The organism is Acinetobacter sp. GD03645 (assembly GCF_029845285.1).
Lineage (GTDB): Bacteria > Pseudomonadota > Gammaproteobacteria > Pseudomonadales > Moraxellaceae > Acinetobacter > Acinetobacter corruptisaponis.
Window position 1 is genome coordinate 1 of the sequence record NZ_JAOCLL010000036.1, and the last position, 13,270, is coordinate 13,270.

At 38.8% G+C, this 13,270-nt stretch carries 17 protein-coding genes; 10 read left to right on the forward strand and 7 right to left on the reverse strand.

Features of this window, described 5'->3' with window-relative positions; translation table 11 throughout:
- Positions 1–32: 32 nt before the first annotated feature.
- From ftsY to N5J47_RS17685, 3 genes are all read right to left on the reverse strand, one after another.
- Complete coding sequence (gene ftsY / locus N5J47_RS17675) at positions 33–1,154, reverse strand: signal recognition particle-docking protein FtsY (RefSeq protein WP_279961348.1); 1,122 nt, start codon at positions 1,152–1,154, stop codon at positions 33–35.
- A gap of 119 nt (positions 1,155–1,273) precedes the next feature.
- Positions 1,274–1,603 (reverse strand): hypothetical protein, encoded by a 330-nt coding sequence (locus N5J47_RS17680; protein WP_279961349.1) that lies wholly within the window; start codon positions 1,601–1,603, stop codon positions 1,274–1,276.
- Positions 1,604–1,710: 107 nt separating this feature from the next.
- Positions 1,711–2,073: a hypothetical protein gene (locus tag N5J47_RS17685; protein WP_267979611.1), complete on the reverse strand. Its 363-nt coding sequence runs from the start codon at positions 2,071–2,073 to the stop codon at positions 1,711–1,713.
- 227 nt (positions 2,074–2,300) lie between these two features.
- Between N5J47_RS17685 and N5J47_RS17690 the strand changes: the two genes are divergently transcribed.
- The 3 genes from N5J47_RS17690 (at position 2,301) to N5J47_RS17700 (ending at position 3,844) form a co-directional block, all read left to right on the forward strand.
- Positions 2,301–2,534, forward strand: coding sequence for a hypothetical protein (locus N5J47_RS17690; RefSeq protein ID WP_004680917.1), 234 nt, complete (start codon positions 2,301–2,303; stop codon positions 2,532–2,534).
- A gap of 363 nt (positions 2,535–2,897) precedes the next feature.
- Positions 2,898–3,275: a DUF2750 domain-containing protein gene (locus N5J47_RS17695; RefSeq protein ID WP_267979612.1), complete on the forward strand. Its 378-nt coding sequence runs from the start codon at positions 2,898–2,900 to the stop codon at positions 3,273–3,275.
- A 137-nt stretch (positions 3,276–3,412) separates the two neighbouring features.
- Positions 3,413–3,844, forward strand: a complete 432-nt coding sequence (locus N5J47_RS17700; RefSeq protein ID WP_004677771.1) for a CBS domain-containing protein — start codon at positions 3,413–3,415, stop codon at positions 3,842–3,844.
- 64 nt (positions 3,845–3,908) lie between these two features.
- Here N5J47_RS17700 and N5J47_RS17705 read toward each other — a convergent pair whose 3' ends face one another.
- Positions 3,909–5,123 carry an aspartate aminotransferase family protein gene (locus tag N5J47_RS17705; protein WP_279961350.1) on the reverse strand — a complete coding sequence of 405 codons (1,215 nt, stop codon included), beginning with the start codon at positions 5,121–5,123 and terminating at the stop codon, positions 3,909–3,911.
- A 164-nt stretch (positions 5,124–5,287) separates the two neighbouring features.
- On the opposite strand from N5J47_RS17705, the gene grxD reads away from it, so the two are divergent.
- Positions 5,288–5,629: a Grx4 family monothiol glutaredoxin gene (gene grxD, locus N5J47_RS17710; protein ID WP_004639270.1), complete on the forward strand. Its 342-nt coding sequence runs from the start codon at positions 5,288–5,290 to the stop codon at positions 5,627–5,629.
- 57 nt (positions 5,630–5,686) lie between these two features.
- Here grxD and N5J47_RS17715 read toward each other — a convergent pair whose 3' ends face one another.
- Positions 5,687–6,007 carry a hypothetical protein gene (locus tag N5J47_RS17715; protein ID WP_279961351.1) on the reverse strand — a complete coding sequence of 107 codons (321 nt, stop codon included), beginning with the start codon at positions 6,005–6,007 and terminating at the stop codon, positions 5,687–5,689.
- A 79-nt stretch (positions 6,008–6,086) separates the two neighbouring features.
- Between N5J47_RS17715 and N5J47_RS17720 the strand changes: the two genes are divergently transcribed.
- Positions 6,087–6,515 carry a guanosine-3',5'-bis(diphosphate) 3'-pyrophosphohydrolase gene (locus N5J47_RS17720; protein WP_279961352.1) on the forward strand — a complete coding sequence of 143 codons (429 nt, stop codon included), beginning with the start codon at positions 6,087–6,089 and terminating at the stop codon, positions 6,513–6,515.
- A gap of 51 nt (positions 6,516–6,566) precedes the next feature.
- Complete coding sequence (locus N5J47_RS17725; protein ID WP_279961353.1) at positions 6,567–7,487, forward strand: LysR family transcriptional regulator; 921 nt, start codon at positions 6,567–6,569, stop codon at positions 7,485–7,487.
- Positions 7,488–7,506: 19 nt separating this feature from the next.
- Here the strand turns inward: N5J47_RS17725 and map are convergent, their stop codons facing one another.
- The gene (gene map, locus N5J47_RS17730; RefSeq protein WP_279961354.1) at positions 7,507–8,304 is read right to left on the reverse strand and encodes a type I methionyl aminopeptidase; all 798 of its coding nucleotides are present in this window, start codon (positions 8,302–8,304) and stop codon (positions 7,507–7,509) included.
- 354 nt (positions 8,305–8,658) lie between these two features.
- Here map and brnQ point away from each other — a divergent pair, with 354 nt between their 5' ends.
- On the forward strand, positions 8,659–9,960 hold the full coding sequence (brnQ, locus tag N5J47_RS17735; protein ID WP_279961355.1) for a branched-chain amino acid transport system II carrier protein: 1,302 nt from the start codon (positions 8,659–8,661) through the stop codon (positions 9,958–9,960).
- A gap of 393 nt (positions 9,961–10,353) precedes the next feature.
- Positions 10,354–10,614 carry a hypothetical protein gene (locus N5J47_RS17740; protein WP_004769240.1) on the forward strand — a complete coding sequence of 87 codons (261 nt, stop codon included), beginning with the start codon at positions 10,354–10,356 and terminating at the stop codon, positions 10,612–10,614.
- A 16-nt stretch (positions 10,615–10,630) separates the two neighbouring features.
- Here N5J47_RS17740 and N5J47_RS17745 read toward each other — a convergent pair whose 3' ends face one another.
- The gene (locus N5J47_RS17745; protein WP_279961356.1) at positions 10,631–11,086 is read right to left on the reverse strand and encodes a hypothetical protein; all 456 of its coding nucleotides are present in this window, start codon (positions 11,084–11,086) and stop codon (positions 10,631–10,633) included.
- A 134-nt stretch (positions 11,087–11,220) separates the two neighbouring features.
- Between N5J47_RS17745 and N5J47_RS17750 the strand changes: the two genes are divergently transcribed.
- Both N5J47_RS17750 and N5J47_RS17755 read left to right on the forward strand, forming a co-directional pair.
- Positions 11,221–12,084, forward strand: a complete 864-nt coding sequence (locus N5J47_RS17750; RefSeq protein WP_279961357.1) for an alpha/beta fold hydrolase — start codon at positions 11,221–11,223, stop codon at positions 12,082–12,084.
- A gap of 697 nt (positions 12,085–12,781) precedes the next feature.
- Positions 12,782–13,246 carry a MarR family transcriptional regulator gene (locus tag N5J47_RS17755; protein ID WP_267979621.1) on the forward strand — a complete coding sequence of 155 codons (465 nt, stop codon included), beginning with the start codon at positions 12,782–12,784 and terminating at the stop codon, positions 13,244–13,246.
- Positions 13,247–13,270 lie beyond the last annotated feature (24 nt).

A 13,270-nucleotide genomic window follows, 5' to 3' on the forward strand; every position in this document is an offset into this window, starting at 1 on the left:
CATTTTATGGAGTCTTTTTTAACACAATTTAATTACTTATCCGTCTCAAACAACGCAGCAACGAAAGATTTAGCCGAGAAAGGACGTAAGTCATCAATCTTCTCACCCACACCAATATAACGAATTGGCACATGAGTACGGCTTGCGATATTGAATAACACACCACCTTTGGCTGTACCATCCAGCTTGGTAATGGTAATACCAGTTAAACCCACTGCTTCATCAAAGAGTTGAACCTGATTAATGGCATTTTGACCTGTACCCGCATCTACAATCAGCATGATCTCATGTGGTGCAGTTGCATCAATCTTCTGCATAACACGTTTAACTTTTTTCAGCTCTTCCATGAGGTTGGCCTTATTTTGTAAACGCCCTGCGGTATCGGCAATCAGTACATCAATGCCTTTGGCACGCGCACTTTCAAATGCATCAAAAATTACTGAAGCACTGTCCGCACCATGTCCTTGAGCCACTACAGGAATGTCATTACGCTCACCCCAGATTTGTAATTGCTCAGTCGCTGCTGCACGGAACGTATCACCTGCGGCCAGCATGACTTTCTTGCCCTCACCCTGCAAACGCTTGGCAAGTTTACCAATGGTCGTGGTTTTACCCACACCGTTGACACCCACCATCAAAATCACATAAGGCGATTTATTCGGGTCAATATGTAGGGGCTTTACACGCGGCGCAAGTAAGGTAACCAGTTCTTCCTGTAGCGCTTTATACAGCGCATGTGAATAAATCAGGTCTCCACGTGCAGTTCTTTCCGTCAAATTGGCGATAATGGTTTTGGTCGCATCTACACCAATGTCTGCAACCAGTAACTGCTCTTCGACCTCTTCCAGCAGTTCATCATCAATTTCTTTACCGCCGATCAGAATATTGACCATACCATCGGTAAAGCTACGACGGGTTTTGGTCAGACCATCTTTCATGCGGCCAAAGAAACCAATGGATTTTGTGTCATCTTCCTCAACGACTGGCGTTGATAGTTGTTCTACAGGAGTAGGTGCAGATGTTTCAACTGTGGTTTTTACAACTGGCTCAATAATGGGAACATCGACAGCAGGTAAACTCGGTAATGTGACATCATCATCACCGATGTCAGCATCTATCAAGAATTTATTTTGCATATTCGATTGCTGTTGCATGTCGATTCCTTGAGAATAAAGCAGCTTTTTTAAAAGATTGACAGTCTAGCACAAATTGTTTTCTTTTTCCCGACTGGGCCAAATCATTCATTTATAAATAAAAATGATTCGATTAAAACTTACTCATCCTCTTGTTTCATTGCTGGATATTGTTTAATACGGTTTGATTCAAATTGATAGGCATTCAAAAGCTTTAGGTAGTCTACGCGGCGAATACTGGAATGTCTTAAAATAGCTATCGCCATGTGCTGTGTTCTGGGATGGCTGGCTTGTTGTGAAAACTGAATAACCTGTTGATATTGCATTGTATTGACAGGGCGTTGCAAGGCATTATAGGCAACGATAAAAATTAAAAAAAGTATTACTGCGACCAGAATATTACAAAATTGATCGACTTTTGTCCCAAACCGAGACTTTAAAACCTGATGTTTAGAAAATAAAGACAACATAACTTACCTCAAAGCTATGAAGTAGTGTATGTGTCTGGTTCATTAAGGACAAGCCTAACGTTCAATAAGTCACAATGAAACAACTTATTGAACGTCCAGAAACTTTATCAATAATTAACCAAGGTACGGACAAAAGCGAAATATAGAATAAAAGCAATGATCACCAGGGTAATAAAAATTGCAAACATCCCTACACCGCTCTCTGCATCGGCTGGGTGCAATTCATCATCATCGGCAATATTTCTTAGCTCGCCATCATAAATCTTGTAAAAGCGGTCCTTTTGTTCAGGACTTAAATGGCTGGCAAAATCATAGACACGCTTGCGCTGAGCCAGACAATAATCACCGAGATGAATTTCCTGATGGAAAATGGCTTCATCCAGTAATTTACGGTGATGATGAGCCAAAGTGATAATCTGGCTCTCTAATGGTGGAACATCAATGCTTACACCATCAATTACATTTGACATATTGTTCTCCTTTTCTCTTATTCTCACTTTGATTTTACTTAAAATTATTTGCGACAAATGTTTAATCGTGTAAGCTTTTATTTACGAAATGACACGCAATATATTTGACAATTCAATCAATTTTGTCATAATACTTTAACAATTCAAAGTTAAAGTAGCTTAAATTCAAAGTAGAGTTTCTTTGAATAGAATTTGCGGTAATCATAATTAAAATAAGGAGTTATTATATGATTCAACATTTTACACACCATGAACTAGAGCATGTATATGCCAATGCGGTAAATACAATTCAATCACAAAAAAACTTTCAGGATGCAGTGAAAGAGCTTGAAGAAGTAGCGAAAGCAGGTCACGGCAAAGCGGCATTATTTTTGGCAGAGTTGTATTATCAAGGCTTCCGAGTCGAACGTGACTCCCTAAAAGCACAGTATTGGCAGAAGATGGCAACCCTACAAGCATAAAGAAACGTCACTTAGGTGGCGTTTTTTAATACTTATGATAAAGCAGACTATACACTTCGTTTATCTTAGCTCTGTGTCAAAGCTTTAAATGCTTTGACTTTCTTAGTAGCGCTTTTTAATGCCTGCGCAAAATCCGTTCCTATCTTTTTTATCCTATGTCATCGTTCGTCACTTTACATTCCATTTATCTTACACACGTCAAAGTGTTAATCTCATCAAAGTATCAATCACTTTATCTTGCTTATTTTGCATTTTCTTAATACATACAATATTTGCTTACGATTTAGATGAATTGTTTAAACATAAATGACATCTAAATTTCTTATAATAAAACATAAGTTTAAATAAGATCAGTTTAATAATATGTATCGGTTTAACCATTTTCAACCAGTATCACGTGAGTTGATGATTAAGATTTCAATTCTAAAAACAATGATGTATTGCGGTGTTCTTTGGGGTTTATATCATCAAGGCTGGGCAATCAAATCTGATCAGGACGGTCATGTCTTTCCTTTCTGGCTGAATGGTGTTCAAGCGCATCGTTATGCCAAGGCGCATTGGAAAAATTACACACCACGAAAAATCACACCAAAAGATTTTCATGAATCTTTATTGCCAACCCTAACCCGCCTACAAGTTGAGCCTGCTTTATTTAACTCGTCACATCGCAAATTCAAGCTTTCAACACAGCAAATGCAGCATTTCTTTTTTATGCAGCATCAACCTGTAGCGACTGCCTAAAGTTTCCATTGTTACAGTGATGACTTTTTAAACATTCATGAGAAAAAGTTATCATTGTGGCTCAATTAGGACTTTGCAATTAAAACAAATACCGTTAAGTTAAATGAAAATGACAATACAACACAGGTGGATAAACAATGACAATCGTTGCTCAAGTCATCAAGAATAAAGCAGTACAATCAATTTTTACAATCTCACCAAATGCGACTGTACTTGAAGCAATTAAAATTATGGCGGATAAAGGTGTGGGTGCGCTGGTGGTTGCAGAGGATGAAAAAGTGGTTGGAATTTTCTCTGAACGTGACTATACCCGTAAGATCGCCTTGATGGAACGTACATCGGAAAGCACCCTTGTCTCGGATATTATGACATCCAAGGTAATTTCAGTCAGCCTGAACCATACGGTAGAGGAATGTCTACAGCTCATGACCGATCGCCACTTACGTCATTTACCTGTGCTGGATCAAGAAAAGCTGGTGGGTTTTATCTCAATTGGTGACTTGGTTAAAGCGGCAATGGAAGATCAACGTATCCTGATTGAACAACTTCAACAATATATCTCTGGTTAATTGTTTAACCATAAAAAAACAGGGCAATTCACTGCCCTGTTTTTTTATGGTTAACAACCCAGCACTATGCTTTTAGAAAGTTCTGGATTGCAGGAACAAGACGTTGCAACAACTCATCTGCCTGAGCTTGAGTCATGTTGAGTGGCGGTAACAAACGAACCACGGAACCCGCCGTGACATTGATAATCAATTTATATTGATCACGGGCAATCGCAACCAGTTCAGCACAGTCTTTTGGTAGTTGAATACCAATCATCATACCAAAACCACGCACCTGTACATTGTGGCCAGCCAATTGCGCTTTGAGTTGATCCACGATATAGGCACCGACAGTGGCAGCATTTGCAACCGCATTTTCTTTTTCAAGTGTATCCAGTACTGTATATACCACACGCGACCCCAACACTGTGCCACCATAGGTTGAACCGTGACTGCCTGCACCCAGTAAACCTACCGCTTTACCCTGAGTCATCACTGCCCCAATTGGGAAACCATTGCCTAAACCTTTGGCTGTGGTCATTACATCAGGAACAATATTGGTGTGTTGATAGGCAAAATATTTACCTGTACGCCCATTTCCAGTCTGGATTTCATCCAGCATCATCAACCAGTTATGCTGGTTACATAAAGCACGGACTTCTTCCAGATAGCTAAAGCCTTGTGGCGCAGTGTTAACGCCACCTTCACCCTGAATCGGTTCAATCAGGATTGCAACAATATCAGGATGATGGATTGCCGCTTCCTGAATCGCTTCAACATCACCAAATGGTACACGGATAAAACCCTGAACTAACGGCGCAAAACCCTCCTGAACCTTTTTATTGCCTGTCGCAGACAAGGTTGCCAAGGTACGACCATGAAAAGACTGTTCAGCAACCAAAATCTTTGGATTGACAATCCCTTGTTGTGCACCAAACTTACGGGCAATTTTAATTGCACCTTCATTTGACTCGGCACCGCTATTGGAGAAAAAAATCTCTTCCATCCCAGAAACTTCAGCCAATTTCTGTGCAGCGGCGGTTTGCCAAGGAATTTCAAATAAGTTACTGGTATGAATCAAGGTTGCGGCTTGTTCAGCAATCGCCTCCGCTATCACAGGATGAGCATGACCCAATCCACATACAGCAATCCCCGTCAAGGCATCTAAATATTCTGTCCCATCCGCCGTATATAGATACGCCCCTCGTCCTCGTACAAAGCTGATCGCCTGGCGGCCATAAGTTGCCATAAGGTGTGTTGGTTGATCAGGTTGTACAGGAGCAAGAGTGATATTAGTCATAACAAACTCAATCTATCATTAGTTGTAGTGGAAAAAAGTTATATAAGCAAAAACTTGCGTAGATTGAAAGCATAAACTCACATTTATATAAGAAAAATCTTTAACAATAGCTCGTAAACTGTTTTTCAGTATATAATTTGGCAAGATTAGTTGAGGATCTATCTATGACGGAACAAGCGCGTGATACAGTAGCGTTAATTCGTGATCAAATTGCGAAACACCCTGTTTTACTTTACATGAAAGGCACTCCCCAATTCCCGCAATGTGGTTTTTCTGCGCGCGCAGTAGAAGCACTTAGCCAAATTGGTCGTCCATTTGCCTATGTAAATATCTTGGAAAATCAAGATATTCGTGCAACTTTACCTCAAATTGCCAACTGGCCTACTTTCCCACAGTTATGGATCAATGGCGAACTCATTGGCGGTAGCGACATCATGCTTGAAATGTTCCAGAATGGTGAGTTAAAGCCATTGGTTGAGCAGTACAGTCCAGCGCCTGAAGCCTAAGCGCTGTAAAAGCAGAAAGCCAATCAAATGATTGGCTTTTTTAATTGCCTAAACTTACTATTCATTAAAACCAATATAGCGGAACATTCCCTCCACTCCCAAATCTGCCTTGTAGATTTTCATTTCAGGATAGTTTGCCTGCGTCACAGTCATAAAAACATTCATGTTTGGATCTTCATGAATTTCATCAACGGACTGTGTTAAAACATCCTCAAAACGGTCTGCAATAAATTCAAAACCTAAATCCATTGCCATAAATAAAGTATGTTCACAAGGCTGAATATATTGTTCCTGCTCCCAGTCCAAAACAGCATGCTGGCAATATGGACATAAAATATTCTGGGTAGCATCGACAATATTGATGAGTTGATATGACATAATAACAAAGCATAAAGGATTTCAATCAGTTTAAAAGAATATGAGACGCTAATCTATCTTGAATAGGAGGATTTAGCTGATGGCAACCCTTGAACAAGCCATTGCATTTGCAGCAAAACAACACGCAGGCCAAGTTGATAAAGCCAATGCACCCTATATTTTACATCCATTGAGAGTCATGCTGAATGTACCCAGCATTGAACATAAGATTATTGCTGTTCTACATGATGTCTTAGAAGATACTGAGACAAGCATCGAAGATTTACAAGCGCTGGGATTCCAACCAGATATTATCGAAGCAATTGTTGCACTGACCAAACAACAAGGTGAGTCACGAATACAAGCCGCTCAACGGACTGTACAAAACCCTTTGGCGCGTGTTGTGAAATTGGCAGATATCAATGACAATATGGACTTGTCTCGGATTTCATCGCCAACAAGCAAAGACTTTGAGCGACTAAACGAATATAAACAGGTTCGGGATATTTTATTAGGCCAAAATGTTTAATAATCACGTTTCTACCAAACTTAATGACAAGAAGCTGGAGTTCATAGCGTAATGCTGACTGATTTAGATGATTTTTATTGCTTTGCGCTTGTGGTTGAGCATGGCGGCTTTAGTGCTGCTGAACGTGCAACAGACATTCCTAAATCAAAACTCAGCCGTCGGGTCTACAACCTTGAAGAACAATTGGGTGTCCGTCTCATTCAACGTAGTTCACGCCATTTTGCTGTGACAGACATTGGCATGGATGTCTATCGTCATGCACAGGTGATGATGAATGCAGCACAAGCTGCCCATGATGTGGTGAACCATTTAAGCAGTCAGCCACGTGGTGTCATCAAGGTCAGTGTTCCTGTGGATATCGCCCAGAATCAAATGGCAAAAATATTGCCAGCTTTCCTAAAAAAATATCCAGAAGTCCGTGTGCAGATGATGGTGAGTAATCGCCGTGTGGATGTCATTAATGAGGGCATTGATTTGGCGTTGCGTGTGCGCTCCAAACTGGACGATGATCCGAATCTGGTTTTAAGACAATTTGAAGCCATTGAACAACGACTTTTTGCCAGCCAGGCCTATTTAAATGAGTTTGGTCATTTAAATAGGCCTGAACAACTCACTGAACATCGTATTATCAGCATGGCTGAAGAGCATCTTGACCAGCATTTTCTACTGTCAGGTCCAGATCATCAGCAAAAGAAAATCAAGGTCAACCCTGTGATTATGGGTTCGAACTTGTTGATGTTGGCAGAATTAGCCAGCCAGAATTGTGGGATTGCCTTGCTGCCTGACAGCATTGCACAGGGTTTTATTAAAACAGGCCAATTGGTAAAAGTCTTACCTGAATGGACTGCTCCACATGGGATCTTCCATGCAGTTTATCCATCACGTCGGGGTTTACTGCCAGCGGTTCGTGTATTTATCGACTATCTGGTTGAACAACTTACCCTATGTTCTACAATAAAAAGACCCGATTAATATCGGGCCTTTGCTGGAACTATAAAATGGCAGGATAATGCCCAGTTCCCTCTGGCCAAGGGGTAAGTAATTCAAAACCATCCTCTGTCACAGCAACCATATGTTCCCATTGGGCAGAAAGAGATTTATCCTGTGTAACCACCGTCCAACCATCACTTAATTCTTTCACCTGTGCCCTACCTGCATTCACCATTGGTTCAATGGTAAAGACCATGCCTTTTCTCAATACCATGCCCTGACCTTTCTGGCCATAATGCAGGATATTCGGTTGTTCGTGGTAAACACGTCCAATACCATGCCCACAATATTCACGGACAATACTATAGCCTTGAGCCTGCGCGACAGATTGAATCGCATAGCCAATATCGCCTAATGTTGCTCCAGGCTTAACCGTAAGAATACCTGCCAGCATTGCATCATAAGTCGTTTCAACTAATTTTTTGGCTTCAGGGCTTGGTTCACCTACAAAGTACATCCGACTGGTATCACCAAAATAACCATCTTTAATCACTGCCACATCAATGTTGAGAATATCGCCCTCCCGTAAAATCTTTTTGGCAGAGGGAATGGCATGGCATACTTCTTCATTGACCGAAATACAGGTTGTTTTGGTAAAACCGTGATAACCCACATTGGCAGGAATAACCTGTAAAGTATTGATGATATAATCATTACATATATCATCTAAATATTCAGTTGAAACACCAGCCTTTATATAAGGACCAATCATTTCCAGAACTTGTGCCGCCAAACGACCTGAGATACGCAATTTTTCAATATCTTGTTCCGTTTTAATGGTCACAGTAGAAGCTCTCATTCGAGATATTCCTTATGTAAAAATCAAATTAATTTCGCAATGCAGAGCCGTTTTTTATACTGCATTTAATATTTCAGTAGTTTTACGCCTTAGCCCTCAAATCTTCAATCTTTTTACGACTGAAAAACACTTTTTATTTTACATTTCATTTCGATCAGCATCATAGGAAAAAGGTAGAAGAAACCAGATTTTTTACTTTTAAAACCTTTTCAAACAATTAAGTTTACCAAAGATAATCCCATGATTTTAATCATTTCTTTTTAGACAAAAATAAACCGTTTTTCACATAAATTTGATTTCAAATGACAGCATTTTTATTCTAAAATCCGCACTTTTATTTTGCACCTCCCTTTTATGAACCATCTTCGTACAGGAGATATTATTGCCCTCGGTTTTATGACCTTTGCACTGTTTATTGGTGCAGGCAATATTATTTTCCCACCTATTGTTGCCCAGCAGGCTGGTGAACATGTATGGCTCGCTGCATTTGGTTTCTTAATCACCGCAGTTGGTCTCCCTGTAATGACTATCATGGCCTTGTCACGTATGCAAGGCTCAATTGAGGTCATCAGTTCCCCACTAGGTCGTTTTGCAAGTTTATTACTGACCATCGTCTGTTATTTATCTGTAGGGCCATTATTTGCAACGCCACGTACCGCCACCGTGTCTTATGAAATTGGTTTTGCGCCATATTTTGGCACATCCAGCAGTAGCCTGTTCATCTACAGCGTGATTTACTTTGCCTTTGTCGCAGCAGTTTCCCTTTATCCCAATAAACTGCTTGATACGGTCGGACACGTATTGGCACCATTAAAGATTGTTGCACTTGCAATACTGGGTATTGCGGCCTTTGCCATTCCTACAGGTTATATCTCTCCACCCATTAACCATTATGTCAACAGTCCAGTTTCCGAGGGCTTTGTGAGTGGTTATTTGACGATGGATACGTTAGGAGCACTGGTATTTGGTATTGTAATTATTCAGGCTATCCAGTCCCGTGGAGTAACCGATTCCAAACTGATTACCAAATATGCAATTATCGCAAGCCTGATTGCTGGTGTAGGTTTAACGCTTGTTTATGTCAGTCTCTTTAAACTGGGTTTAGGCAGCCATGAAGTCGCGGCAAATGCAGATAATGGTGCCGTCATCCTGCATGCCTATGTACAGCATGCCTTTGGTGATCTGGGTTCATTGTTCCTGACTGGCTTGATTTTTCTGGCATGTATGGTCACTGCAATTGGTTTAACCTGTGCATGTGCAGAATATTTTAATGAATTGACTGGTTTATCTTATAAATTACTGGTTTTTATCCTGATCGGATTTTCATTGTTAATTTCCAATCTGGGTTTAACCAAGCTGATTGCATTCTCAGTTCCCGTATTAAGTGCAATTTATCCACCAGCAATCGTGGTGATCATGCTCAGCTTTTTCTGGAAACACTGGAACAAGCCATCGCTGGTGGTAGGCTCAGTGACCGCAATTGCTTTCCTTTTCGGTATTGTCGAGGCAATTAAAGCGGCTGGCTTTACACAGCAGTTACCACAATTTATTGATCACTTGCCGTTAAGTGAACAAAACCTTGCCTGGTTACTTCCATCATGTGCTGTTCTCATGATTGCAATTGCAATTGACCGATTATCAGGTAGCAAGAATTAAAATGATTTGTCGTTAAAACGATGTTTTACCCAGACATCATTTTAGCTATACAAAGAATGTCCCTTTATCCAATGTGCATTTTCTGTTTACGACAAATCTTTATTTTTTAAGATATGTTATAAGTCTATAAAAAAGGTAAAATAGCAATATTATTCATCATGTTAAAATTCTAAATCTTTCAAAATGTAAAAAAAATGCTTCATCATTTCACCAAAAAATACTACAAATTCACATTTAAAATACTTAAAAGTTATAAAAATCAATGTATTTAATAAATTAATCTAAAAAATATTGAATTTAGCTATTGAAATACTCAAGAATTAGCAGTACAACTTAAAGAATAATTCTGACTAAAACACTTAAGTTTTGTCATCACCACAAGGAGGGATGGAGATGTTATCATTACATTTCAACAAGCAAGTCTTCATTAACACTCTGAAGACCACTGATTCGAGCATTTATGCAATTACAACACTTGCCTTAATGGCAACGTTGTTGTTTCAAGGCACTATTATGGGTAACTTAAAACCTGAATATTTTGCCTATGCAATGGTCGTCTCTATGGCTTTCTGTACGTGGGGAATTATTGATCGAAAGTGTCGACAGGTAAATATTGATCGACAGAAGAATTCTTTAGAGAAAATGGATGAGTAATCATCCATTTTTTATATCAGCTTAAAAATTTTGCAATTGTTCCACATAATAAAATCGCTGTAGCACCCAGTTCAACAATAATTAAACTTAACATCATTAACGTCATGCACCAGGCTGGAATGGCCCACTGACCTAATTGATGAGGCTGTTTAAACTGATTGGTGGTATCTTTCAACAATCCATGAATGATATAGGTCAGGATGGACATCGCAAAAAAGAACAGGTTTGCAATTACACAAGCTAAAGTCCACATATCAGACAAAACTGTAAAATAGCTCAATGCAGCCAAGATTAAACTGGCGGCGGCATAAAGTAGGCTGCTTCGATGAGCAATATCTACATAGTAATGTGCCCGTGCAAGCTCTGTTTTTCTAATTTGATAATATTTCCATACTCCTGTTAGCATCCCCACCCAAAGAAAAATTCCACTAAATATAATCGACAATTCAGTCGCTTGAGTTAAAGCAAACATCCGCTATCCTGTAAATCAGCTTCCTATTAGGGTTCTATATTACATAATAATTGACTTTTAAGTCATTTTTTACACCAGTTTCTTTTTGGAACTTGTGTAAAGTAGAAATATGCAAATACAAGAGTAGCTCGCTCATGAATAGCCCTGAATCATTTTGGATCAGTTGTAAAGATGGTTATCAACTTGCAGCTCAGTTTTATCCTGCACAAAATGATAAACAGCAATACCCCATTCTCATTTGTCCTGCGACAGGTATTACCAAAACCTTTTACCACGCTTTTGCAGAGTGGTTGAGTCAGCAAGGTTATGATGTTCTAAGTTTTGATTTTCGTGGTATTGGTCAATCTCTACATGGAGCACTTAAAGATTCAACAGCCAGTATCAGTGATTGGGGACTACTTGATATTCCAGCGGCAATTGATGCTTTGCTGAACCGAACCCAGGCAGAAAAAGTCTTTATTATTGGGCATAGTGCTGGTGGTCAGCTTCTTGGCATTAATCCCAACTATAGTAAAGTTGCCAAGGTTCTGGCAATTGCTGGCTCAACAGGCCATGTAAAAGGCTTAAAAGGTAAAACCAAGCTGCTCGCCCCTGTCATGTTTAATGTTATTTTTCCTATTTCCAGCTTTTTCAAAGGCTATGGCGCAACCCAGTTTATCGGTATGGGAGAAAACCTGCCAAAAAATGTGGCAAGGCAATGGGCAGAATTCTGTAGCAAACCTGGCTATGTGATGAATGCGATTGGGAAAAGCATTTTTGATGACTATCATCAGGAAATTCAATGCCCTATTACCTCTTTTTGGGCCTCAGATGATGAAATTGCGACACAGGCAAATGTTGAGGATTTACTGCGTCTTTACCCCAATGCAAAAACCAGGCTCATTGAGCTCAACCCTCAACAGCATGGCTATAAACAGATTGGACACATGCTGATGTTTAAAAAATCCCATCAGAGACTATGGTCAGTTTTAGAAGATGAATTGAAAAACTTAAATTAACACTCTTTATCTCAGCAATATATAAGCTTTTACGCATCTAAGCCTGTAATCCTGTTTAGATGCGTCTTTTTCTCTTTCAGATAAAATTTCTTGAACATTCATAAACCAATTTCAAAACTATTTGTTAGTTTTATTTAAAATTACATTTAATATTTTAATTTAACTACAGTTTTATTATTTTCTCAAAAATGAAAGCTTAAAAATTACCCGAAGAATGTGATAAAGAATGTATTTATTCAACTTTCACAGAGTCTTTTAAATGTTATATTTTAACCAAATGTTCAATTCAAATGATTGAATAAACACATTTTCCGAGTATTATTTATTTTATAAATATATTGATTTCGTATATTTATGACATTTTAGACAGAAATTTTTGCAAAAAAGTCACGTTATAATTTGTATTTATTTTCTACAATACAACTGTTCTACAAATCAGCTAAATAGCAAAGTTGTAAAACACAAGTGGAGGAAATGAGTAACTAAGATCATCATTCATAACAGTTTAATACGATTTATATGATGTTTTACTTATTCATGATAAAGAGAGTTCAAAGCTTTCTTTAGGAAGATTTGTTATAAATGGAATGATAGAAAAATCAGTTTAGGGATTTTTCTAACAGATAAATTGTAGACATTTCATGGAATCTTAGAGTTATTCGATATAACTCAATGTAACAAGCATAGGAAATAAGTAATGCCTAAAAAATATGCGCGTTTTTTACCTACAGCCGACTCATTTAACTTGGAAGACTTCCCTTTTTACTGGATTTCTCAAGTAAATGCCCAATATGTCCAAAACATTGACAATGTACTTAAAAAGTATGGTTTAGATAATTCTCGCCGCCGCATTCTCATTGCATTACATGTAAAACCTCATGCTAGTGTGTCTGAGCTTTCAGACATGGTCATTTCTAAAATGTCGACGACAACAAAGATTGTCTACCGCTTAAAGGATGAAGGATTTATTGAGACTTATTCCTGTAAAGAAGATGGTCGAATTACCCGCGTTTATTTAACCGAAAAAGGTCAGGAAATGATCACCAAGATCAATGACCTCACTTCCGTTATTCTAGAACAATCTTTTGATGGCTTAACACCATTACAGATTGAGAAAACCATGGAAATTCTCAAACATATGTTTAAGAACTTGGCGCGCTAATTTCCTATAAAAAGGCTTCAACAA

Bases quoted from the DNA above. Each gene is read 5' to 3' on its own strand.
- ftsY (WP_279961348.1), bottom strand. From the start codon at position 1,154: ATGCAACAGCAATCGAATATGCAAAATAAATTCTTGATAGATGCTGAC.
- N5J47_RS17680 (WP_279961349.1), bottom strand. From the start codon at position 1,603: ATGTTGTCTTTATTTTCTAAACATCAGGTTTTAAAGTCTCGGTTTGGG.
- N5J47_RS17685 (WP_267979611.1), bottom strand. From the start codon at position 2,073: ATGTCAAATGTAATTGATGGTGTAAGCATTGATGTTCCACCATTAGAG.
- N5J47_RS17690 (WP_004680917.1), top strand. From the start codon at position 2,301: ATGATTCAACATTTTACACACCATGAACTAGAGCATGTATATGCCAAT.
- N5J47_RS17695 (WP_267979612.1), top strand. From the start codon at position 2,898: ATGTATCGGTTTAACCATTTTCAACCAGTATCACGTGAGTTGATGATT.
- N5J47_RS17700 (WP_004677771.1), top strand. From the start codon at position 3,413: ATGACAATCGTTGCTCAAGTCATCAAGAATAAAGCAGTACAATCAATT.
- N5J47_RS17705 (WP_279961350.1), bottom strand. From the start codon at position 5,123: ATGACTAATATCACTCTTGCTCCTGTACAACCTGATCAACCAACACAC.
- grxD (WP_004639270.1), top strand. From the start codon at position 5,288: ATGACGGAACAAGCGCGTGATACAGTAGCGTTAATTCGTGATCAAATT.
- N5J47_RS17715 (WP_279961351.1), bottom strand. From the start codon at position 6,007: ATGTCATATCAACTCATCAATATTGTCGATGCTACCCAGAATATTTTA.
- N5J47_RS17720 (WP_279961352.1), top strand. From the start codon at position 6,087: ATGGCAACCCTTGAACAAGCCATTGCATTTGCAGCAAAACAACACGCA.
- N5J47_RS17725 (WP_279961353.1), top strand. From the start codon at position 6,567: ATGCTGACTGATTTAGATGATTTTTATTGCTTTGCGCTTGTGGTTGAG.
- map (WP_279961354.1), bottom strand. From the start codon at position 8,304: ATGAGAGCTTCTACTGTGACCATTAAAACGGAACAAGATATTGAAAAA.
- brnQ (WP_279961355.1), top strand. From the start codon at position 8,659: ATGAACCATCTTCGTACAGGAGATATTATTGCCCTCGGTTTTATGACC.
- N5J47_RS17740 (WP_004769240.1), top strand. From the start codon at position 10,354: ATGTTATCATTACATTTCAACAAGCAAGTCTTCATTAACACTCTGAAG.
- N5J47_RS17745 (WP_279961356.1), bottom strand. From the start codon at position 11,086: ATGTTTGCTTTAACTCAAGCGACTGAATTGTCGATTATATTTAGTGGA.
- N5J47_RS17750 (WP_279961357.1), top strand. From the start codon at position 11,221: ATGAATAGCCCTGAATCATTTTGGATCAGTTGTAAAGATGGTTATCAA.
- N5J47_RS17755 (WP_267979621.1), top strand. From the start codon at position 12,782: ATGCCTAAAAAATATGCGCGTTTTTTACCTACAGCCGACTCATTTAAC.